The 21,991-nt window shown below is 66.5% G+C and carries 18 protein-coding genes; 15 read left to right on the top strand and 3 right to left on the bottom strand.

Annotated elements, in window-relative coordinates; all coding sequences use genetic code 11:
* Positions 1 to 38: 38 nt before the first annotated feature.
* The 11 genes from ccoN (at position 39) to fnr (ending at position 11,199) form a co-directional block, all read left to right on the top strand.
* Positions 39 to 1,463, top strand: coding sequence for a cytochrome-c oxidase, cbb3-type subunit I (ccoN, locus tag ACZ5EF_RS02960; RefSeq protein WP_346062544.1), 1,425 nt, complete (start codon positions 39 to 41; stop codon positions 1,461 to 1,463).
* A 22-nt stretch (positions 1,464 to 1,485) separates the two neighbouring features.
* Positions 1,486 to 2,094: a cytochrome-c oxidase, cbb3-type subunit II gene (gene ccoO / locus ACZ5EF_RS02955; RefSeq protein WP_346062545.1), complete on the top strand. Its 609-nt coding sequence runs from the start codon at positions 1,486 to 1,488 to the stop codon at positions 2,092 to 2,094.
* Positions 2,095 to 2,096: 2 nt separating this feature from the next.
* A complete protein-coding gene (locus ACZ5EF_RS02950; RefSeq protein WP_346062546.1) occupies positions 2,097 to 2,309 on the top strand; it encodes a cbb3-type cytochrome oxidase subunit 3 in 213 nt (70 codons plus the stop codon).
* Complete coding sequence (gene ccoP, locus ACZ5EF_RS02945) at positions 2,306 to 3,229, top strand: cytochrome-c oxidase, cbb3-type subunit III (RefSeq protein WP_346062547.1); 924 nt, start codon at positions 2,306 to 2,308, stop codon at positions 3,227 to 3,229. The genes ACZ5EF_RS02950 and ccoP overlap by 4 nt, the downstream gene beginning before the upstream one ends.
* A gap of 118 nt (positions 3,230 to 3,347) precedes the next feature.
* Positions 3,348 to 4,790, top strand: coding sequence for a cytochrome c oxidase accessory protein CcoG (gene ccoG, locus ACZ5EF_RS02940; protein WP_346062548.1), 1,443 nt, complete (start codon positions 3,348 to 3,350; stop codon positions 4,788 to 4,790).
* Between the two features lie 2 nt (positions 4,791 to 4,792).
* Positions 4,793 to 5,308: a FixH family protein gene (locus ACZ5EF_RS02935; protein ID WP_346062549.1), complete on the top strand. Its 516-nt coding sequence runs from the start codon at positions 4,793 to 4,795 to the stop codon at positions 5,306 to 5,308.
* A gap of 7 nt (positions 5,309 to 5,315) precedes the next feature.
* Positions 5,316 to 7,766, top strand: coding sequence for a heavy metal translocating P-type ATPase (locus tag ACZ5EF_RS02930; protein ID WP_346062550.1), 2,451 nt, complete (start codon positions 5,316 to 5,318; stop codon positions 7,764 to 7,766).
* On the top strand, positions 7,763 to 8,014 hold the full coding sequence (ccoS, locus tag ACZ5EF_RS02925) for a cbb3-type cytochrome oxidase assembly protein CcoS (protein ID WP_346062551.1): 252 nt from the start codon (positions 7,763 to 7,765) through the stop codon (positions 8,012 to 8,014). The genes ACZ5EF_RS02930 and ccoS overlap by 4 nt, the downstream gene beginning before the upstream one ends.
* Complete coding sequence (locus ACZ5EF_RS02920) at positions 8,014 to 8,787, top strand: sulfite exporter TauE/SafE family protein (RefSeq protein WP_346062552.1); 774 nt, start codon at positions 8,014 to 8,016, stop codon at positions 8,785 to 8,787. Before ccoS ends, ACZ5EF_RS02920 begins: the two co-directional genes overlap by 1 nt.
* Positions 8,788 to 8,871: 84 nt before the next feature.
* Positions 8,872 to 10,275, top strand: coding sequence for an oxygen-independent coproporphyrinogen III oxidase (hemN, locus tag ACZ5EF_RS02915; protein WP_346062553.1), 1,404 nt, complete (start codon positions 8,872 to 8,874; stop codon positions 10,273 to 10,275).
* A 183-nt stretch (positions 10,276 to 10,458) separates the two neighbouring features.
* The gene (gene fnr, locus ACZ5EF_RS02910) at positions 10,459 to 11,199 is read left to right on the top strand and encodes a fumarate/nitrate reduction transcriptional regulator Fnr (RefSeq protein WP_346062554.1); all 741 of its coding nucleotides are present in this window, start codon (positions 10,459 to 10,461) and stop codon (positions 11,197 to 11,199) included.
* Between the two features lie 102 nt (positions 11,200 to 11,301).
* On the opposite strand, the gene ttcA is transcribed toward fnr, so the two are convergent.
* The 3 genes from ttcA to ACZ5EF_RS02895 all read right to left on the bottom strand — a co-directional run bounded on the left by ttcA (position 11,302) and on the right by ACZ5EF_RS02895 (position 14,866).
* A complete protein-coding gene (gene ttcA / locus ACZ5EF_RS02905) occupies positions 11,302 to 12,192 on the bottom strand; it encodes a tRNA 2-thiocytidine(32) synthetase TtcA (protein ID WP_346062555.1) in 891 nt (296 codons plus the stop codon).
* Positions 12,193 to 12,408: 216 nt separating this feature from the next.
* A complete protein-coding gene (locus ACZ5EF_RS02900) occupies positions 12,409 to 13,020 on the bottom strand; it encodes a 3'-5' exonuclease (protein WP_346062556.1) in 612 nt (203 codons plus the stop codon).
* Positions 13,021 to 13,045: 25 nt separating this feature from the next.
* Entirely contained in the window at positions 13,046 to 14,866 is a 1,821-nt protein-coding gene (locus ACZ5EF_RS02895; protein ID WP_346062557.1) for a putative nucleotidyltransferase substrate binding domain-containing protein, read from the bottom strand.
* Between the two features lie 436 nt (positions 14,867 to 15,302).
* Here ACZ5EF_RS02895 and ACZ5EF_RS02890 point away from each other — a divergent pair, with 436 nt between their 5' ends.
* The 4 genes from ACZ5EF_RS02890 (at position 15,303) to ACZ5EF_RS02875 (ending at position 21,932) form a co-directional block, all read left to right on the top strand.
* Positions 15,303 to 15,563 (top strand): DUF4212 domain-containing protein, encoded by a 261-nt coding sequence (locus ACZ5EF_RS02890; RefSeq protein WP_346062558.1) that lies wholly within the window; start codon positions 15,303 to 15,305, stop codon positions 15,561 to 15,563.
* Between the two features lie 7 nt (positions 15,564 to 15,570).
* Positions 15,571 to 17,367 carry a sodium:solute symporter family protein gene (locus tag ACZ5EF_RS02885; protein WP_346062559.1) on the top strand — a complete coding sequence of 599 codons (1,797 nt, stop codon included), beginning with the start codon at positions 15,571 to 15,573 and terminating at the stop codon, positions 17,365 to 17,367.
* Between the two features lie 95 nt (positions 17,368 to 17,462).
* Positions 17,463 to 17,969 carry a hypothetical protein gene (locus tag ACZ5EF_RS02880; protein WP_346062560.1) on the top strand — a complete coding sequence of 169 codons (507 nt, stop codon included), beginning with the start codon at positions 17,463 to 17,465 and terminating at the stop codon, positions 17,967 to 17,969.
* Positions 17,970 to 17,987: 18 nt separating this feature from the next.
* Positions 17,988 to 21,932, top strand: coding sequence for a hybrid sensor histidine kinase/response regulator (locus tag ACZ5EF_RS02875; protein WP_346062561.1), 3,945 nt, complete (start codon positions 17,988 to 17,990; stop codon positions 21,930 to 21,932).
* Positions 21,933 to 21,991 lie beyond the last annotated feature (59 nt).

Raw genomic sequence — 21,991 nt, 5'->3', positions numbered from 1 at the left:
GGACGTCTCCCCTACACCGCGTTCGATGGGAACCTGACATGAGCACAGCATTTGAACACCCGACCTACAATTACAAGGTAGTTCGGCAGTTCGCGATCATGACTGTGGTATGGGGCATCGTAGGCATGAGCCTGGGTGTCATCCTCGCCGCACAACTGGTCTGGCCCGAACTGAACCTGGGGCTGCCGTGGACGAGCTTCGGCCGCCTGCGCCCCCTGCACACCAACGCCGTGATCTTCGCCTTCGGCGGCTCGGCGCTGATGGCCACCTCCTACTATGTGGTCCAGCGCACCTGCCAGACGCGGCTGATCTCCGACAAGCTGGCGGCCTTCACCTTCTGGGGCTGGCAGGCGGTGATCGTCTCCGCGATCATCACCCTGCCGATGGGCCTGACCACCTCCAAGGAGTACGCCGAGCTGGAGTGGCCGATCAATATCCTGATCGCCGTGGTCTGGGTCAGCTATGCCATCGTCTTCCTGGGCACCATCAAGCAGCGCAAGACGTCGCATATCTACGTGGCCAACTGGTTCTATGCCGCCTTTATCCTGACCATCGCGGTGCTGCATATCGTCAATAACCTGGCGATTCCGGTCGAGGCCTTCAATTCCTACTCCATCTACCCGGGTGCCATCGACGCCATGGTGCAGTGGTGGTGGGGCCACAACGCGGTGGGCTTCTTCCTGACCGCCGGCTTCCTCGGCATGATGTACTACTTCGTGCCCAAGCAGGCCGAGCGCCCGATCTACTCCTATCGTCTGTCCATCGTGCACTTCTGGGCGCTGATCACCGTCTACATGTGGGCCGGTGCCCACCACCTGCACTACACCGCCCTGCCCGACTGGGCCCAGTCCGTGGGCATGGTGATGTCGATCATCCTGCTGGCCCCCTCCTGGGGCGGCATGATCAACGGCATGATGACCCTCTCCGGGGCCTGGCATAAGCTGCGCACCGACCCGACCCTGCGCTTCCTGGTGGTGGCCCTCTCCTTCTACGGCATGTCCACCTTCGAGGGGCCGATGATGGCGGTGAAGACCGTCAATGCCCTCTCCCACTACACCGACTGGACCATCGGTCACGTTCACGCCGGCGCCCTGGGCTGGGTGGCGATGATCTCCATCGGCTCCATGTATCACCTGATTCCGCGCCTGTTCGGTAACACCGAGATGCACTCGGTGAAGCTGATCGCCGTGCACTTCTGGCTCTCCACCATCGGCACCGTGCTGTATATCGCCGCCATGTGGGTCAACGGCATCCTGCAGGGCCTGATGTGGCGTGCGGTCAATCCCGACGGCACCCTGATGTACACCTTTATCGAGGCCGTCGAAGCCAGCGGTCCGGGCTACATCGTGCGCTGGGTGGGTGGCCTGTTCTGGGTCACCGGCATGCTGATCATGGCCTACAACGTCTACATGACCGTCAAGCGCAGCGAAGCCGAGCACGGCGCCATCCCGCAAGCCGCCTGAGCCAACGGAGAACGAGACACCGATGAAACACGAGATTGTCGAAAAGAACGTTGGCCTGTTGTCGGTCCTGATCCTGGTGGTGATCAGCTTCGGCGGCCTGGCCGAGATCGTGCCGCTGTTCTTCCAGAAGGACACCACCCAGGCGGTGGAGGGGCTCGAGCCTCTCTCCCCCCTGGAGCTGGAAGGGCGCGATATCTACATCCGCGAGGGCTGCGTGGGCTGTCACTCCCAGATGATCCGCCCCTTCCGCGCCGAGACCGAGCGCTACGGCCACTACAGCGTGGCCGGCGAGTTCGTCTACGATCACCCCTTCCTGTGGGGCTCCAAGCGCACCGGTCCCGACCTGGCCCGGGTGGGCGGCCGCTACAGTGACGACTGGCACCGGGCGCACCTCTACAACCCCCGCGACGTGGTGCCCGAGTCGATCATGCCGGCCTATCCCTGGCTGTTCGAGAACACCCTCGACGGCCAGGCCACCGAGCGCAAGATGCGTGCCCTGCAGAGCATGGGAGTGCCCTACACCGACGAGCAGATCAACGGCGCCGGTCGCGAGGTGCGCGGCGAACAGGAGATCACCGCCCTGGTGGCCTATCTGCAGCAGCTCGGCACCGTGATCGAAGGCACCCGCTGATCATGGATATGGGGACCTTTCGAGGCATCACTACCCTACTGATCCTGATCGCCTTTCTCGGCATCGTGGCCTGGGCCTATTCCAGACGCCGCAAGAAGGACTTCGACGAAGCCGCCAATTTGCCCTTCGCCGATGATGATGAGATGCCTAACCGTGACCAGGCCTCGCGGAACGAGGCCGATTCCCGACACGACAGGGGAGACAAGAACAGATGAGCAACCTTTGGGACGACTCCCTCTCCGGCTTCTGGAGTGCCTGGATCATCGTCATCACCCTCGGCACCATCGCCTTCAGTGCCTGGGTGCTGTTCGCCAACCGCAAGACCGACAAGCAGCCGGATGCCGAGGGCAACGTATCCACCACCGGCCACGCCGCCGATGGCATCGAAGAGTATGACAACCCCCTGCCGCGCTGGTGGTTCATGCTCTTCGTCGGCACCGTGATCTTCTCGCTGGGTTACCTGGTGCTCTACCCGGGCCTGGGCAACTTCCAGGGCATCCTGGGCTGGAACCAGGTGAACCAGTGGGAACGCGAGATGGCCCGGGCCGAGGAGCGTTACGCACCGATCTTCGCCCAGTACGAAGAGGTGCCGATTCCCGAGCTGGCCCAGGACGATGACGCCATGCGGGTCGCCGAGCGCATCTTCCTCAACAACTGCGCCATCTGTCACGGCTCCAATGCCCAGGGCGGCTACGGCTTCCCCAACCTGACCGATGACGACTGGCTGTATGGTGGTGCGCCAGAGAATATCGTCCACACCATCGCCAACGGACGGAATGGCCTGATGCCCTCCTGGCAGCAGTTGGGCGAGGAGAACATCGAGAACCTGACCCAGCACGTGCTGTCGCTCTCCGGCCTGGAGCATGAGGCCGAGCGCGCCGAGCGTGGCCAGTCGGTGTTCACCGCCAGCTGTGCGGCCTGTCACGGCCCCGACGGCACCGGCAACACGGCCCTGGGGGCACCCAACCTGACCGATGACACCTGGCTCTACCTGGCACCGGGCCAGAGCGTCGCCGACGCGGTTCGCCAGACCCTGCGCAATGGCCGCAACGGCCATATGCCGGCCCAGGCCGCCTATATCGGCGAGGACAAGGTGCACCTGGTCGCCGCCTACGTCTACAGCCTGAGCAACTGACCCCCCTCGAGCGGGTGCGGCTGGCCGTCGCACCCGCTCTTCACTCCCCCCCTCGGTCGATTACACTACTGCGGTAACTCTTCTCTCCGGCGCGCCGCGCCTCAGCTGTGGTAAGCCCATGCCAGACCGGATACCTGCACGCGATGTCACCCCTTCCGGGGTCGGCCAGCACGACCCCGCCCAGGCCGTGCAACAGGAGATGTACGCCAAGCGCCGGCATATCTACGTGCGCGAGATCAAGGGCCTCTTCCAGCGCCTGCGCCGCGGCACCAACTGGGCCCTGATGGCGCTGTTCTTCGGCATGCCCTGGGTGACCTGGGGCGATCGCCCGGCGATCTGGTTCGACCTCCCCTCCCGGGAGTTCCATATCTTCGGCGGCACCTTCTATCCCCAGGAATTCATGCTGCTGTCGTGGATCCTGATCATCTGCGCCTTCGGCCTGTTCCTGATCACCGTCTTCGCCGGCCGGGTGTGGTGCGGCTACACCTGCCCCCAGAGCGTCTGGACCTTCCTCTATATCTGGCTGGAACACCGCCTGGAGGGACCGCGCAATCGCCGCATCAAGCTCGACAAGGCGCCCTGGTCCGTCGACAAGCTGTGGCGCAAGGGCGCCAAGCACGCCGCCTGGCTGGGTATCGCCTTCGCCACCGGCGCCACCTTCGTCGGCTACTTCACCCCGATCCGTGAGCTCGTCGGCGACTTCCTCGGCCTTAGCGTCGGCCCCTGGGCGCTGTTCTGGATCGGCTTCTTCACCGTCTTCACCTACCTCAATGCGGGCTGGCTGCGCGAGCAGGTGTGCCTCTATATGTGCCCCTATGCCCGCTTCCAGGCGGTGATGTTCGACAACGATACCCTGGTGGTCTCCTACGATGCGGCCCGGGGCGAGCCCCGCGGCGCCCGCAAGCGCAACCTCAGCCACGAGCAGGCCAGGGAAGCGGGATACGGCGACTGCATCGACTGCGATCTCTGCGTACAGGTCTGCCCCACCGGGATCGATATCCGCGACGGCCTGCAGTACGAGTGCATCACCTGCGCCGCCTGCATCGATGCCTGCGACAGCGTCATGGACAAGATGGGCTACCCCCGGGGGCTGGTGCGCTATACCACCGAACACCAGCTGGCCGGCGGCAAGACCCAGCTGCTGCGGCCGCGCCTGCTGGGCTACCTGGCCGCCCTGCTGGTGATGATCGGCCTGCTGGCCTGGGTCCTGGCCGGACGCGTCCCCCTGGAGTTCGAGATCGAGCGGGATCGCCAGCAGCTCTACCAAGTGACCCGGGATGGCCAGGTCAGCAACCGCTATACCCTCAATATTCGTAACCTCGATGGCCGCGAACACCTCTACCGGGTCAATGTACGAGGACTGCCGGGACTGACCCTGGTCGGCGACGACCAGATCAGCATTGCCGCCAACAGCAGCCGCACCCTGGTGCTGGAGCTACGCGCGGATGCCGAGGCCCTGGAGCTGCCCAGCCACCCCATCGAGATACACCTACGGTCGCTGGATGATGACAGCGTTCAACAAACTCGCGATACGCGCTTTATCGGACAGCTCAGGAGATAGTCGTGGAGAGTCGATCCATTCCCCCCTGGTACAAGCAGTTCTGGCCCTGGTTCCTGATCGGCCTGCTGCTCTGGTCGTTCGCCATGGGCACCACCTTCCTGGTGGTGTCGATCCGCAGCTTCGACGGCATGGTCCAGGAGGACTACTACAAGCATGGTCGCGCCATCAATATGGTGCTGGCCAAACAGCAGCTCGCCGCCGAGCTGGGCCTGCAGGCCGAGCTGGTCGTCGATGACCTCAGCGGCGACGTCGCCGTCACCCTGGAGGGCGAGGATCGCCCCGAGGCCCTGCTCCTCGAGCTGATCTTCCCCACCGAGGACGACCGCGATCACACCATGCTCCTCCACCACCAGCGCGACGGCCACTATGTGGGCCAGTTGGAGCGCCAGCTGCAGCACCGCTGGTATCTGCATCTGCAGCCGGTGGGGCAGGAGGCAGCGGAGTGGCGCCTGACCGGCGAGGCCCGCTTCCCGGAGGGGGGCTCCATCATGCTGACGCCGGGCCTCTCCCAGCGCTAGGTCACCCATGAGCCACGCCGAGGCCTGCTATCACTGCGGCAGCCGGGTGCCCGAGGGGGCCCCCTGGCGCATCCGCATCGATGATCGGGCGCATCCGCTCTGCTGCCCCGGCTGCGAGGCGGTGGCCCACGCCATCGTCGAGGGAGGCCTGTCCAGCTACTACCGCTACCGCACCGAGCTGCCGGAACGTCCCGACGAGGGCCAGCTGACCCCCAGCGAGACCTGGGCGGTCTTCGACGACCCGGAGCTGCAGCAGACCTTCGTCCACGCTCAGGGGGAGGAGGGGCATCTGGCCGCCACCCTGTCGGTGGAGGGCATCACCTGTGCCGCCTGCGCCTGGCTGATCGAGCATCGCCTCAATGCCCTGGAGGGCCTGGAGGAGAGCGCCGTCAACCTCAGCCATCACCGCCTGCGGGTGGCCTGGGATCCCCAGCGCCTCCGGCTATCGCGGATCCTCGCCGAACTGGCGGCCATCGGCTACGGCGCCCAGCCCTATGAGCCCGACGACGCCCAGCGCCGCCTGCACCATGAGGAGCGCATGAACGTCCGCCGCCTGATCGTCGCCGCCGTGGCCATGATGCAGGTGATGATGTTCTCGGTGCCCATCTATGTCAGCGGCCCGGGGGATCTCTCCGAGGATTTCCACGCCCTCTTCCATTGGCTCTCCTTCGCCCTGGCCACCCCGGTGGTGTGCTTCTCGGCGCTGCCCTTCTTCCGCAATGCGCTGCGCGATCTGCGCACCCGCCTGCTGGGCATGGACGTATCGGTGGCCATCGCCATCGGCGGCGCCTATCTGGCCAGCGCCTATGCGATGCTCGTCGGCAGCGACGAGGTCTACTTCGACTCGGTGACCATGTTCACCTTCTTCCTGCTCTTCGGCCGCTATGTGGAAACCCGCGCCCGGCGCCGCATGGGCCAGGGTGGCAACCGGCTCTCCGGTGTCCTGCCCCTCTCCGCCATCCGCCTGGAAGCGGATGGCGGAGAGCGGATCCTGCCCGCCAACCGCCTGAGCGAGGGCGACCGGGTGCTGGTCAAGCCGGGCCACGGCGTGCCCGCCGACGGCATCATCGAGCAGGGCCGATCGAGCCTCGATGAGTCGATGCTTACCGGCGAATACCAGCCGGTGATTCGTGGCGTGGGCGAGGCCGTGACCGGCGGCAGCCAGAATATCGAGAGCCCCCTGGTGGTGCGGGTCACCCATCCCGGCCATGAGGCCCGGGTGGCACGCATCGTCGACCTCACCGATCGCGCCTTCGCCAGCCGACCGCGGATCGCCCTGCTGGCCCAGCGCGCGGCCCATCACTTCGTGCTCGCCACCCTGCTGATCACCCTCGGGGTGGCCGCGCTATGGTGGCTGATCGATCCCGACCGGGCCTTATGGGTAACCCTCTCGGTGCTGGTGGTGACCTGTCCCTGCGCCCTGGCCCTGGCCACTCCCACCGCACTGACCGCGGGCCACGGCCAGCTGCGCCGACGCGGCGTGCTGATGACCCGCGCCGATGCGGTGGAGGGACTCTCCCAGGTCACCCGGGTGATCTTCGACAAGACCGGCACCCTGACCCAGGGCGCCATGCGCCTGGTGGAGACCCGTCCCCTGGCCGACATGGACGAGGCCAGCGCCCGGCGCCTGGCTGCGGCCCTGGAGGCTCACTCCGAGCACCCCATCGCCCGCGCCTTTCGCCCCTACCGGGAGGCCACGCTACGGGCCCACCAGGTGACCAGTCATCCGGGCCAGGGACTGGAGGGAGAGATCGAGGGCCGCTCCTACCGCCTCGGCACGCCCACCTTCGCCGGCGAGACGGCGCTGCCCGCCCCCGGCGAGGGACAGTGGCTGCTGCTGGCCCGCGACGGCGAACCCCTGGCCTGGTTCGCCCTCCATGACGGCCTGCGCGAGGATGCCCGGGAGAGCGTGGCGGCTCTCCGCTCCCAGGGCCTGGCGGTGGAGCTGCTCTCCGGGGACAACCCCAGCGCCGTGGCGGAGCTCGCGGCGCGGGTGGGCATCGATACCTGGCGCGCCGAGGCCGACCCCGAGGCCAAGCTCGAGCACCTGCGTGCCCTGCAGGCCCGGGGCGAGACGGTGGTGATGATCGGCGATGGCATCAACGACGTGCCGGTGCTGGCCGGCGCCGATGTCTCGATCGCCATGAATGGCGCCACCGACCTGGCCCGCACCAGCGCCGACGCGGTACTCTTGAGCCCACGCCTGCTGCGTATCGCCGAGGCCATCACCATCGCTCGAGCCACCCGGCGCATCATCCATCAGAACCTGATCTGGTCGGTGATCTACAATTTCACCGCCCTGCCCATCGCCGCCCTCGGCATCGTGCCGCCCTGGGTGGCCGCCCTCGGCATGTCAGCCAGCTCCCTGGTGGTGGTGGGCAACGCGCTGCGCCTGGGTCGCATGCGCCTGGACGCGCCGCCGACGCCTTCTCCCGCCCCCCGCGTGGAACCCGTATGACGATTCTCTACCTGCTGATTCCGCTGAGCCTGATCCTGCTGAGCCTGGCCATCTGGGCCTTCTTCTGGGCGGTCAAGAATGACCAGTTCGAGGACCTGGAGGGCCCCGCCTACCGCATCCTCTTCGACGAGGACGAGAACGATCTGCCCAAGGAGAAGCGCGGCGCGGCGCATCGAACGGGCAGCGAGACTCCCGCCCGGCCGGACGCGAATACGTCGTCCGATGACGACTCGGAGCCGCCCCGCTAATGGATCCCACCGGCCTGGGGCTGCCGCCGCTGGCGGCGGCCTTCGTCTTCGGCCTGCTGGGGGGCGCCCACTGCATCGGCATGTGCGGCGGCATCATGAGCGCCCTGACCTTCGCCGTGCCCCCCAGCATGCGCTCCCCGGCACGCCTCGGCGGCTTGCTGCTGGGCTATAACCTGGGACGCGTCACCAGCTATATGCTGGCCGGCGCCCTGGTAGCGAGCCTCGGCACCCTGATCGGCACCGCCCATGACTGGCTGCGCCTGAGTCTCCAGGTGGTGGCGGCGCTGATGCTGATCCTGATGGCGCTGTATATCGCCGACTGGTGGAAGGGGCTGCTGCGGATCGAGGCCCTGGGGCGCCGCCTGTGGCGCCACCTGGAACCCCTGGGTCGGCGGCTGATGCCGGTGGTCAGCCTGCCCCAGGCCACCGCCCTGGGGGCGCTCTGGGGCTGGCTGCCCTGTGGCCTGGTCTATTCCATGCTGGCCTGGAGCCTGGCCATGGGGGAGCCCCTCCAGGGCGCCCTGCTGATGCTGGCCTTCGGCCTCGGCACCCTGCCGGCCCTGCTGGCCACCGGGCTGGCGGCACGCAGCCTGGGCCACCTGATCCGTCATCCGGCCACCCGCAGCCTGGCAGCGCTGGCCATTATCGCCTTCGCCCTCTGGCAGCTCTGGAGCCTGCAGGCCCAGGTCGACTCCCATGCCACCCATACGCCAGCGCCGGGCGAGCACTCGCACCGATCGCCCCCGGCCACCGCGAGCGAGCACTTACACTGATCGTCGCGCCCTTGACCCAGCTCAAGGGCGCCGGGCCCGCCAGCCGCTAGCATAGGAACATCGCTTCGGCCGGAGAGTCTTGCCATGCTGTTTCCTCCCCCTATCGCGCCCTCCCCGGCCACCGTCTGGGATGCGGCGCTGATCCGTCGCTACGACATCAGCGGCCCCCGCTATACCTCCTATCCCACGGCGCTCTCCTTCGCGGAGTTCGGCCCCGGGGAGTACACCGCCGCCCTGGAGCGCAGCAACGCCTCCAGACGCCCCCTGTCGCTCTATGTGCATATCCCCTTCTGCCGGCGCATCTGCTTCTACTGCGCCTGCAACAAGATCGCCACCAAGGATGTGCGCCTGGCGGAGCCCTACCTGGCACGGCTCGACCGGGAGATGGTGCTGACCAGCCGCCATCTGGACACCTCGCGGCCGGTCGACCAACTGCACTGGGGCGGCGGCACTCCCACCTTCCTGACCCTGGACCAGATGAGCGAGCTGATCGACCGCCTGGATGCCCGCTTCGGCCTCTCCGGCGACCGCGATCGGGACTACGCCATCGAGATCGATCCCCGGGAGGCGGACGTGCTGACCCTGCGCCACCTCCAGGCGTTGGGCTTCAACCGCCTGAGCCTGGGGGTCCAGGACCTGGATCCCCGGGTACAGAAGGCCATCAACCGGGTGCAGCCCCGGGTAATGACCGAGAGCCTGATCGACGAGGCGACGCGGCTGGGTTTCCAGTCGCTGAACCTGGACCTGATCTATGGCCTGCCACTGCAGACCCGGGCAAGCTTCGCCGCCACCCTGGAGCAGGTGATCGACCTGGCCCCGGCGCGGTTGTCCATCTTCAACTACGCCCATCTGCCGGAACGCTTCGCCCCCCAGCGGCGCATCGCCGCCACCGACCTGCCCGGTAGCGAGGAGAAACTCGGCATCCTGCAGGACACCATCGAACGCCTCCAGGCCGCCGGCTATGTGCATATCGGCATGGATCACTTCGCCCGCCCCGACGACAGCCTGGCCGTGGCCCAACGCCAGGGCAGCCTGCAGCGCAACTTCCAGGGCTACTCCAGTCATGCCGACAGCAACCTGGTGGGGCTCGGCGTCTCCGCCATCAGCCGGGTCGATGACGTCTATGCCCAGAACCCCACCGCCCTGGGCGATTATGAAGCGGCCCTGGACGACGGCCGCCTGGCCACCATCAAGGGGCTGCGCCTGAGCTTCGACGATCGCCTGCGGCGCCACGCCATCGAGCGGCTGATGTGCGATATGGCCCTCGACCTGGCCGCCCTGGGTGAGGCCTTCGGGGTGGATGCCGAGGCCTACTTGGGCGATGCCTTGACCAAGCTGGCGCCGGCCATGACCGATGGCCTGATCATCCGCCGTGGCCCGCGCCTGGAAGTGACGGCGGTGGGGCGCCTGCTGATCCGCCATCTGGCCATGGCCTTCGATGCCCATCTCCCGGGTCAGGGAGGGAGCCGCTATTCCAGGGTGCTATAAGGGAAGCGACGAGATCACCGCCAATCCCCCCGGGCTCGCTGCCCGCCATCCAGGGCCTGCGGTCAGAGGCCGGGCATCATGCCAAAGGCGATACAGGAAGTGACGAGGTAATCGATGAACTCGCTTTGCCAGCCAACGAAGGTTCTCCATAATGGGGGGTGTAGTCCCGTCACGGAGAGACCCATGCCGCCCAACGCCCTGGAACGCCGCCGCGCCCGCCTGCAGCAGCCCCACTGCCAGACCTGCAGCCTAGCGTCGCTGTGCCTGCCCCTGGCGCTGCAGCTCGAGGACCTGGATCAGTTCGATGCCATTATTCGCCGCCGTGCGCCCCTCAAGAAGGGCGAGGCGCTGTTTCGCCAGGGCGATGCCTTCACCAGCGTCTTCGCGGTGCGCTCCGGCAGCCTCAAGCAGGTCACCAGCGTCGGCGGCGAGGAGCAACTGACCAACTTCTACCTGCCCAGCGAGCTGGTGGGCCTGGATGGCATCGACGAGTCCACCTATCCGGGCAGCATGGTGGCCCTGGAGACCACCACGGTGTGCGAGATTCCCTTCGACCGCCTCAATAACCTGGCCGAGGACCTGCCGGAGCTGCGCCTGCAGCTCTACCGCAGCATGAGCAAGGAGATGCGCGACGATCGCCGCATGATCCGCCTGCTCTCCCGCAAGACCGCCGACGAACGGCTGGCCAGCTTCCTCACCGGCCTCTCCGAGCGCTTCCGCCGCCGCGGCTACTCCGCCTACAGCTTTCGCCTCTCCATGTCCCGGGCCGATATCGGCAACCATCTGGGCCTGGCGGTGGAGACGGTGAGCCGCATCCTGGGGCGCTTCCAGAGTCAGGGGCTAGTGGCCGTCTCCGGCCGCGAGATCAATATCCTCGACCTCCATACCCTGGCCCAGTTGGCCGAAGGGGAAGGGTGTATCTGACGCGCGATGCGCGAGCGGGATAGCCGCCTAAACGACACCGCCCCCATGGCCAGGCCATGGGGGCGGTTTGTCTTTCAGCTCCCGGCGCAGCCGGGGGTGGGCTTATAGCTCCTGAAAGAGGTCGATGCGATCGGCCTGCATCCTGGCCTGCTTCGCCTCCAGGCCGGCGAAGTCGAAGAGCTCCCGGTCGGCCAGTTGGGAGGGCGCCACATTGGTGACCGCCTTGAACATGTTCTCCAGGCGCCCCGGGTGCTTGGCCTCCCACTCGGCGAGCATCTCCTTGACCACCTGGCGCTGCAGATTGGGCTGGGAGCCGCAGAGGTTGCAGGGAATGATGGGGAATTCCATCAGCCGCGAGAACTCGGCGATATCCGCCTCCCGGCAGTAGGCCAGGGGGCGGATGACGATATTCTTGCCGTCGTCGGAGAGCAGCTTGGGGGGCATCGCCTTGAGGCTGCCGCCGAAGAACATATTGAGGAAGAGGGTCTCGAGGATATCCTCGCGGTGGTGGCCCAGGGCGATCTTGGTGGCGCCGATCTCCTCGGCGAAGCCGTAGAGGGAGCCGCGCCGCAGCCGCGAGCAGAGCGCACAGGTGGTCTTGCCCTCGGGGGTCTTCTCCTTGACCACCGAGTAGGTGTCCTTCTCGAGGATATGGTAGTCGACGCCCAGCGTGTCCAGATACTCCGGCAGCACATGCTCGGGGAAGCCGGGTTGCTTCTGATCCAGGTTGACGGCCACCAGGGAGAAGTTCACCGGGGCATTGCGCTGCAGGTTGCGCAGGATCTCCAGCATGGTGTAGCTGTCCTTGCCACCGGAGAGGCAGACCATCACCTTGTCGCCTTCCTGGATCATCCCATAATCGATGATGGCGTTGCCCACCTGGCGACGCAGCCGCTTCTGCAGCTTGTTGAACTCGCGCTTCTGCTTGGCCAGGGTAGCGGCCTCCGACGCCGGCTCGGCATCGCGGGGGCGGGCATCCGTCAGGGTCGACATGGTCACACCGGGGTTGGAGAAAATGGGGCAATATTCTAGCACCCCGCCCCATGGCTGCCTATGCCGCCGTCCGGCGCCGCAGGGCTATCGTAGTTGAAATGGCTGAGGGGTTCACAGCGCCCCGCGACGGCCTGCCCCCAGGATAGCCCCGGGCCTCAAAGCTAACTGCGATCGCTCTGGCTGGCGAATCCGGCGCCTGCGTAGCGGAGCGCCTCGCTAACCGACCAGCCCCCGCTGCACGCGGGTATACATCAGCGCCGTGGTCACCGCATCGCCCAGGGCGGTATGACGGCCCATCACCGGCACCTCCAGGGCCCGGGCCACCACCTCGAAACGCAGGTTGGGAATCGCCTCCGGCTGGCGGCGACGCAGCGCCTTGGCATAGACCCGGGAGACCTCGACTCGGGCATTGGGCAGCTCGAAGCCCAGGTGGGCACGCAGGTAGCGATTGAGGATCGCCAGATCGAATTCCAGGCACCAGCCCACCAGGGGCCGGTTGCCGACGAAATCGAGGAACTTGGCCAGGGCCGCCTCGATGGAGTCGCCCCCCTCCAGGTCGATGCCGCGCAGGCCATGGATACGGATCGAATCGCCGGTCAGCGAGGCGGGGCGGGTCAGGCGCAGGTCCAGCGATTGGCTGGTCAGCACCCGGTCGCCCTTGAGACGCACCGCCGCCAGGGAGACCAGCTCCGCCCGGCGGGTATCCAGGCCGGTGGTCTCGCAATCGATGGCCACCATCTCATCGCCGGTATAGGGGTTGAACAGCCAGCCATACTCGCCATTCGCCTGGCGGCGGCGATCGCTGGCACGACGCAGGGCCCTCAACATGACGGTTTCCTTGTCCTTGTTATGCTCATGAATACTCCAGGTGATAACGCTGAGAGAGCCGCTGCTTGAAGTCCTTGACCATATGCAACGCCTCCCGTAGCAGGTCCCGCTCCAGGGACGACAAGCGCTGCACCACCACCCGATTGGTGTCCTCGCCCTCGTGCTCGCCATGCAGCCGCGCCAGCTGCTGCTTGAGGCGCAGCTCGGTGAACAGCGACAGGGCCTCGCCCAGGTCCTCCGCGAAACGCGCCTCGAGGCGCCCGTCCGCGGCCAGCGCCTCCAGGCGCGCCAGGGTCGAGGTGGGTCGGATGCCCCGCTCCAGGGCCAGGGTGCGCACCCCATGGACGATGGGGAAGATGCCGCCCTTCTTGATGTCGATGCCGTGCTGGGGCTTCTTCAGGGAGCCGAACAGGGTCAGCGGCGTGGAGAAGCGCAGGGCGGTGCGGGCGAAATAGGAGAGCAGGATCTCGTCCCGGGAACAGCGGGCGAAGAGCTCGTCGCGCAGGGCGTCCAGCAGGGCCGGGTTACCCGCCACGCCATGGGCATCGAGCAGGATCGCCAGCTTCATCAGGGCGTCGCCATCGCGGGCCTCGGCCCAGCGCCCGAGGCGCTGCTTCCAGGCGGAGAGGCTGGCCACCCAGGCCGGGTTGGAAACCATGATATTGCCGGGACAGGGGGGGTAACCGAGGCGGATCAGGGTCTCGGTAAAGGCGTTCATCTGCTCGCCCAGTTCTGGCCAGGCCAGATCATCGGCGAGGATCAGGCCGTTGTCCTGGTCGGTCTTGAGGATCTGCTCGCCGCGCCCCTCGCTGCCCATCACCATCAGGCAGCTATCGGCGCGGTAGCGCTCGTCCACCATGAAGTGCCAGGCCTTGCTCATGATGCGCCCATTCAGGGCCGCCAGCAGGTCCATGGCGAAGCGCAGCTTGACCCCCTGGGCCATCAGCGCCTGGACCAGCTCCGGGGTCCGGGCGCTGGCCCGCACCAGTTCCTCCAGGCTGTCGGCCTGTTCCACCTGCAGGCTGACCACATAGCTACGGCTGGAGAAGTAGCTGAGCACATCGGTGAGTTCCACCACCCCCACCGGTCGGTCGCCGTCCACCACCACCACCCGCGCCACCTCGTGGCGGGTCATCTCCACCAGGGCCTGGAAGAGGTACTGGCCGGGTGCCGCGGTGACCAGGTCGAAATGGGCGATGCCGGCCACCGGGCTGGCGGTGCTCATCCCCTGCTCCACCAGGGCGTTGAGCAGGTCGGTCTTGGTCAACATGCCGAAGCGATCCCCCTCGCCCACCAGCAGGCTATCGACGCGACGCTCGTTCAAGGCCGCCACCGCCTCGGCGATGCTGGTCTCGCCGCCCAGGCGCAGCGGCTCGCGCATGCACTCCTCGATGCGCGCCAGCATAAAGCCGGCCATGGTGACGCCGCCCTCGGCGCGCCGCTCGGTCAGCAGCCGCGCCTTGTGGGAGAGACTCTGGCGGAAGAATTCGGCGAAGGGCGGATAGTGCTCGCAGAGCTCACGGAACAGCGCCTTGGGCAGTAGATAGCAGAGGCTCTCCTGCTCCGCCTTGAAGCGGTAGCGACTCTTGCCATTGAGGATACTGATGGCGCCGAAGAGGTCGCCGGCGGTGTAGTGACCGATCCGCGAGGCGGCGCTGGGCAGGGTCGGGTCCAGTTCCGCCACCTCACCTTTATGGATCAGATAGACGTACTCACCGGCCTGTCCCGCATCGAGGATGACCTCCTCCCTGTCGAAGTAGGCCAGGTCGACGCCACCTCGCACGCGCCCCCGTCCCGCCTCGTCGAGCAGGGTAAAAGGGGGCTGAGAGAGATCGATATCGACCATGGGGGCGCCTCGATAAGAGAGGAGAGTCATTGCAGAGTAGCAAAGCCATCGCCCCGCCAACTGCTAGACCAATGTCCTACCTCGACCGCCGCTCATCGCCGGTTAGACCATAGTCACAACCGAGGCGTTAGACCATGGTTCAAGTCGCTTTCAGATATCGACTTTTGTTCGGGCCAATCACGCCCCTTGTTCGCCTATACCATCGTCCAATACGCCCGACACTCGCTCGGCACCCATCGCACACAGCGCACTACAAGCTATTGATATAAAAACACTTATTAAATAAGAAACCGGTAAGTAAAAAGTCGTGATACCAAAGTCTGGGATTTCTTTTCCCCGACCTTTGACCACTATCAATCAGGCATATTTCGGCCGTCCACCCTACCGATACCACACTCGATCTCTCTCAACCAAAGAACAAGCGGAGAGCACCACTATGGCAGATGAAAAATCCAATGCCGCGACCTACTGGTCGGCGAACGTTCGCCTGATCACCGGCTGCCTGATCGTCTGGGCCCTGGTCTCCTACGGTTGCGCCATCCTGTTGCGCCCCCTGCTGGCCGGCATTCCCGTCGGGGGTACCGACCTGGGCTTCTGGTTCGCCCAGCAGGGTTCCATCCTGACCTTTATCGGCATCATCTTCTTCTACGCCTGGAAGATGAACAAACTCGACGAGAAGTTTGGCCTGGGGGAGTAAGCCGACTATGAGCCAATTTGCCATCAACCTGCTGTTCGTCGGGGCCTCCTTCGCCCTCTATATCGGCATCGCCATCTGGGCGAGGGCCGGTTCCACCAAGGACTTCTATGTAGCGGGCGGCGGTGTCCATCCGGTGACCAACGGCATGGCCACCGCCGCCGACTGGATGTCCGCCGCCTCCTTTATCTCCATGGCAGGCCTGCTGGCCTCCGGGGGCTACGCCAACTCTACCTTCCTGATGGGCTGGACCGGCGGCTACGTCATCCTGGCCATGCTGCTGGCGCCCTACCTGCGCAAGTTCGGCAAGTTCACCGTGCCGGACTTTATCGGTGACCGCTTCTACAGCAAGACGGCACGCCTGGTGGCGGTCATCTGCCTGATCGTCGCCTCGGTGACCTACGTCATCGGTCAGATGACCGGCGCCGGCGTGGCCTTCTCGCGCTTCCTCGAGGTGCCCAACACCGCGGGTATCTGGATCGCCGCGGCCATCGTCTTCCTCTACGCCGTGTTCGGCGGCATGAAGGGCATTACCTATACCCAGGTGGCCCAGTACATCGTGCTGATCATCGCCTATACCATCCCGGCGGTGTTTATCGCCCTGCAGCTGACCGGCAACCCCATCCCCATGTTCGGCATGTTCAGCACCCACACCGAGTCCGGCGTGTCGCTGCTGACCAAGCTCGACGAAGTGGTCAATGCCCTGGGCTTCCGCGACTACACCGCCGACGTGGACAACAAGCTCAATATGGTGCTGTTCACCCTGTCGCTGATGGTGGGTACCGCGGGTCTGCCCCACGTCATCATCCGCTTCTTCACCGTGCCCAGGGTGGCCGATGCCCGCTGGTCCGCCGGCTGGGCCCTGGTGTTTATCGCCCTGCTCTACCTCACCGCACCGGCCGTGGCCTCCATGGCGCGCCTCAACCTGATGACCACCGTCTATCCGGAAATGTCCGGCCAGGTGGAGGACTACGAGAGCGCCGCCGGCGAGGCGATCCTCTATGCAGAGCGTCCCGACTGGGTGCGTACCTGGGAGGAGACCGGCCTGATCACCTTCGAGGACAAGAACGCCGACGGCCGCATCCAGTTCTATAACGACGCCAATCCCGACTTCGCCGCCACCGCCGAGACCCGTGGCTGGGAAGGCAGCGAGCTGACCGTCAACAACGATATCCTGGTGCTGGCCAACCCGGAGATCGCCAACCTGCCGCCCTGGGTCATCGGTCTGATCGCCGCCGGCGGTATCGCCGCGGCGCTGTCCACCGCGGCGGGCCTGCTGCTGGCCATCTCCTCGGCGATCAGCCACGACCTGATCCGCAGCATGATCAACCCCAATATCAGCGAGAAGGGCGAGATGCTGGCGGCGCGGATCTCCATGGCGGGGGCCATCCTGCTGGCCACCTACCTGGGCCTCAACCCCCCGGGCTTCGCCGCCCAGACGGTGGCCCTGGCCTTCGGTATCGCCGGCGCCTCGCTGTTCCCGGCACTGATGATGGGCATCTTCTCCAAGCGGGTGAACAACAAGGGCGCGGTCGCCGGCATGCTGTCGGGCCTGATCGCCACCCTGCTGTATATCTTCACCTACCTGGGCTGGTTCTTTGTCCCCGACACCAACATGCTGGCCAATACCCCGGATAACTGGATCCTGGGCATCTCGCCGCTCTCCTTCGGCGCGGTGGGTGCGATCATCAACTTCGCGGTCGCCTTCACGGTCTCCCAGGCCACCGAGGAGCCGCCCCAGGAGATCCAGGACCTGGTGGAGAGCGTGCGCTATCCCAAGGGCGCTGGTGTCGCCACCGGCCACTAAGCCATAATGATCCCTGGCCCGGCACGCCGGGCCAGTCGACTCCCACCGCTCGGGCTTCCCATGGGAAGCCCGAGCGCTTTACGCAAGGACCTCCGATGATTTGGCACCTGATCGCCGCCATCTTCGCCGGCCTGGGGGCCGCGGGCCTCGGCCAGCTGCTGCGCCTGGCCAGCGGCAAGCGACTGCCCCGCTGGCTGGTGCCGGTGTTCGCCGGCCTGGGTATGCTGGGCTACCAGGTCTATACCGAGTACAGCTGGTTCGATCACAAGCGCGGCCAGTTGCCCCCCTCCGCCGAGGTGGTGGACGAAGAGCGCAGCCAGGTCTTCTGGCGCCCCTGGACCTACCTCGTGCCCTTGACCAACGCCTTCCGGGTGGTCGATCACGACAGCCTGCGCAGCACCGAGATCGATGGCCAGCGGGTGGTGGAATTCATGCTCTATCGCTTCGAACGCCGCCCCGTGGATAGCGTGAGCCATCAGGCCCTGCTGCTCAATTGCGCCACCCGGGAGCTCCTCCCCCTGGACGAGGGCCCCCGCCTGGAGCACCTGCGCCGCCTGAGGGAGGAGGCGGCCCTGCACCGCCTCTTGTGCGCGTCCCGATAAGCTAGACGAGGAGGCTCCATGTTTTCAGGCTGGCTGCTGATCGCCGTTTCACTCGCCTATATCGCCGTGCTCTTCGCCATCGCCTGGCGCGGCGACCGCCGCGCCAAGCGCCAGGGGCCCAGCCGGCGGCGTCCGGTGATCTACAGCCTGGCCCTGGCCATCTACTGCACCTCCTGGACCTTCTATGGCGCCGTGGGCGAGGCGGCCACCTCCGGCTGGTCCTTCGCCAGCATCTTCGTCGGCCCCGTCCTCACCTTCCTGCTGTTCTGGCCGGTGCTGGCCAAGATGATCCGCGTCGCCAAGCACCAGAACGTCACCTCCATCGCCGACTTTATCGCCTCCCGCTACGGCAAGACCCAGTCCCTGGCGGCCTTCGCCAGCCTGGTGGCGCTGATCGGCACCCTGCCCTATATCGCCCTGCAACTGAAGGCGGTCTCCGCCTCCTTCCAGGTGCTCACCGAGGCCTCGGACCTGACCCGGACGCCGCTGTTCGCCGATACCGGTTTCTATGTGGCGGTGGTGATGGCGCTCTTCGCCATCCTCTTCGGCACCCGCCATACCGATGCCACCGAACACCACGAGGGGCTGGTCCAGGCCATCGCCTTCGAGTCGCTGGTCAAGCTGGGGGCCTTCCTGCTCCTCGGCGCCTATGTCACCTGGGGCATGTTCGACGGCCTGGGCAGCCTGCTGGCCCAGGCCGATGCCCAGATGGAGCTGCAGCGCCAGTTGGCGGAACAGGACTTCGGGCGCAGCTTCTGGGCCCAGACCCTGCTGGCGATGCTGGCGATCTTCTGTCTGCCACGCCAATTCCATGTGGCGGTGGTGGAGAACACCCATCGCGACGATGCCGCCAAGGCGCGCTGGCTCTTCCCCCTCTACCTGGTGGCCATCGGCTTCTTCGTGCTGCCCCTGGCCGCGGCGGGGCTGACCCTGTTCGGCAACGACCCCTCGGTGCGCCCGGACAGCTATGTGCTGGCGCTGCCCATGGCCGCCGACGCCCCCTGGCTGACCCTGCTGACCTTTATCGGCGGCTTCTCGGCGGCCACTGGCATGGTGATCGTCGCCGCGGTGGCGGTCTCCATCATGATCTCCAACGAGATCGTCATCCCGGCGCTGTTCCGGCTGCGCTGGTTCGATACCAAGGCCCGCGACTATGGGCGCCTGGTGCTGCGCGCCCGGCGCCTGACCATCCTGGTGATCCTGGCCCTGGCCTACGGCTTCTATCAGCTGATCGGCGAATTCAGCTCCCTGGCCTCCACCGGCATGTTGTCGTTCGCCGCCGCCGCCCAGTTCGCCCCGGCCCTGCTGGGGGGGCTCTACTGGAAGCGCGGCAACCGCCTCGGCGTCATCGTCGGCATGAATATCGGCTTCGCGGTCTGGGCCTATACCCTGCTGGTGCCGGCGCTGATCGGCGCCGGCGTACTGCCCCAGGCCTGGCTCGCCGGCGGCCCCCTGGGCATCGCCTGGCTGGCCCCCACCCAGCTGTTCGGCCTCAATATCGGCGACAGCTTCACCCACGGGGTGATGCTCTCCCTGGGCCTCAACCTCTTCTGCTATATCTTCGTCTCCCAGATGACCCCCCAGCGGGTGGTGGAGCGCATCCAGGCCTCGCTGTTCGTCGACAGCGTCGAGACCCGCCAGACCTCGGTGAACCGCCCCTGGACCGGCGCCACCACGGTGGGCGACCTCAAGGTGCTGTGCGAGCGCTTCCTCGGTGCCAACCAGGTGCATCGCGCCTTCGAGGACTACGCCAAGCGCAGCGGCACCGCCCTGGACGACGGCGCCCGGGCCTCCATCGACGTGATCCAGTTCACCGAACGCTTCCTGGCCTCGGTGCTGGGCGCCTCCTCGGCACGCATCGTCGTCAACTCGGCCCTGCAGGGCCGCGGCATCGGCATCTCCGACGTGATCTCCATCGTCGACGAGGCCTCCCAGGTGCTGGAATTCAACCGCGCCCTGCTGCAGGCCACCATCGAGAACATCAACCAGGGCATCAGCGTGGTGGACCAGAACCTGCGCCTGGTGGTGTGGAACCAGCGCTACCTGGAGCTGTTCCGCTTCCCCGATCACCTGATCCGGGTCGGCGCCCCAGTGGACAAGATCTTCCGCTACAACGCCCATAACGGCGAGTACGGCCCCGGCGACCCGGAGGAGCACGTGGAGCTGCTGCTGGACAATATTCGCCAGGGCCAGCCCCACCGCTATGTGCGCTACCGTCAGGACGGCAGCGTGCTGGAGGTGCAGGGCACGCCCATGCCCGGCGGCGGTTTCGTCTACACCTATCAGGACATCACCCAGCAGAAACGCACCGAGGAGGCGCTGATCCGCTCGGAGAACAATATCCGCATCTATACGGATAACGTGCCGGCGCTGATCGCCTACTTCGACAAGGAGTGCCGCTACCTCTTCACCAACCGCGCCTACGAGCAAGCCTTCCATATCGACCGCAATGCGGTGATCGGCAAGCGCATGGGCGAGGTGATGCTGCCCCAGGTGAGCCGCGAGCGGGGCCCCTGGATCGAGCGCGCCCTGGGCGGCGAGCGGGTCAGCTTCGAGATCTCCCTGGACGACGGCGAGGGCGGCACCCGCTATATGCTGGTCACCTATACGCCCCACTTCGGCGACAGCGGGGCCATCCTCGGCTTCTTCGCCCTCTACCAGGACATCACCGAGCGGCGCCTGGCGGAGATCGCCCTCAAGGAGACCAACGAGACCCTGGAGGAGCGGGTCCGCGAACGTACCCAGGCGCTTTCCGAGGCCAACGCCGCCCTGCGCCAGGAGAACCGGGTGCGCGCCGAGGCGGAGCAGGCCCTGCGCCAGGCCAAGCAGGTGGCCGAGGATGCCAACGCCTCCAAGACCCGCTTCCTGGCCGCCGCCAGCCACGACCTGCTGCAACCCCTCAACGCCGCCCGGCTGTTCACCTCGGCGCTCTCCCAGCAGGTGGACGCCGAGGACCTCAAGCGCACCATCGGCCATATCGACAACTCCCTGCAGGCCGCCGAGGAGCTGCTGGGCACCCTGCTCGACATCTCCAAGCTCGACGCCGGCGCCCTGACGCCGCGGCGCAGCCATTTCGCCCTGGCCGATATCATTCGCCCGCTGCGCGCCGAGTTCGAGGTCATGGCCGAGGATCGCGGCCTCGACCTGGTGGTGGTGCCCACCCGGGCCTGGGTCGACAGCGACGCCCAGATGCTGCGGCGCATCGTGCAGAACTTCCTGTCGAATGCCATCCGCTACACCCAGCAGGGCCGGGTGCTCCTGGGCTGCCGCCGCCAGGGCCAGCGACTCAGCATCGAGGTATGGGACTCGGGCCCGGGGATTCCCGAATCCAAGCAGGCCGAGATCTTCCAGGAGTTCCGCCGCCTCGATCAGGCCTCCCGCCACAAGGAGAGCGAGAAGGGCCTGGGCCTGGGGCTGTCCATCGCCGACCGCATGAGCCGGGTCCTGGATCACCCCATCCGGGTGCGCTCCTGGGAGGGCATCGGCACCGTCTTCTCGGTGAGCGTGCCGGTGGTGGCCGCCGGCGCCGATCGGCATGACGAGGAGGCGGCACCGCGGCGCAGTGCCGGCAAGCTGGCCGGCACCCGCATCCTGTGCATCGATAACGAGACGCTGATCCTGGAGGGCATGAAGGCGATGCTCTCCGGCTGGGGCTGCGAGGTGTTCACCGCCACCTCCATCGGCGGCGCCAAGTCGATCCTGCGCCACCTGGACGGCGACCCGGATGCGATCCTCGCCGATTACCACCTGGATAACGAGGTCACCGGCCTGATGGCCCTGGAGGCCCTTGCCGAGCGCCTGGAGGGCGCGGTGCCGGGGATCGTGATCACCGCCGACCGCACCGAAGAGGTCGCCGAGGAGATCAAGCGGGCCGGCTATCAGCTACTGCACAAGCCGGTGCGCCCCGCCGCCCTGCGCGCCCTGCTGACCCGCACCCTGCAGGCCAGCCGCGCGGCGCAATAGCCGAAAAGCCACAAGCCACAAGCCACAAGCCACAAGCCACAAGCCACAAGCCACAAGCC

This window comes from Bisbaumannia salifodinae, assembly GCF_055388505.1.
Note: the sequence above shows the minus strand (reverse complement) of the source record. Positions and strands in the feature narration are given on the sequence as shown.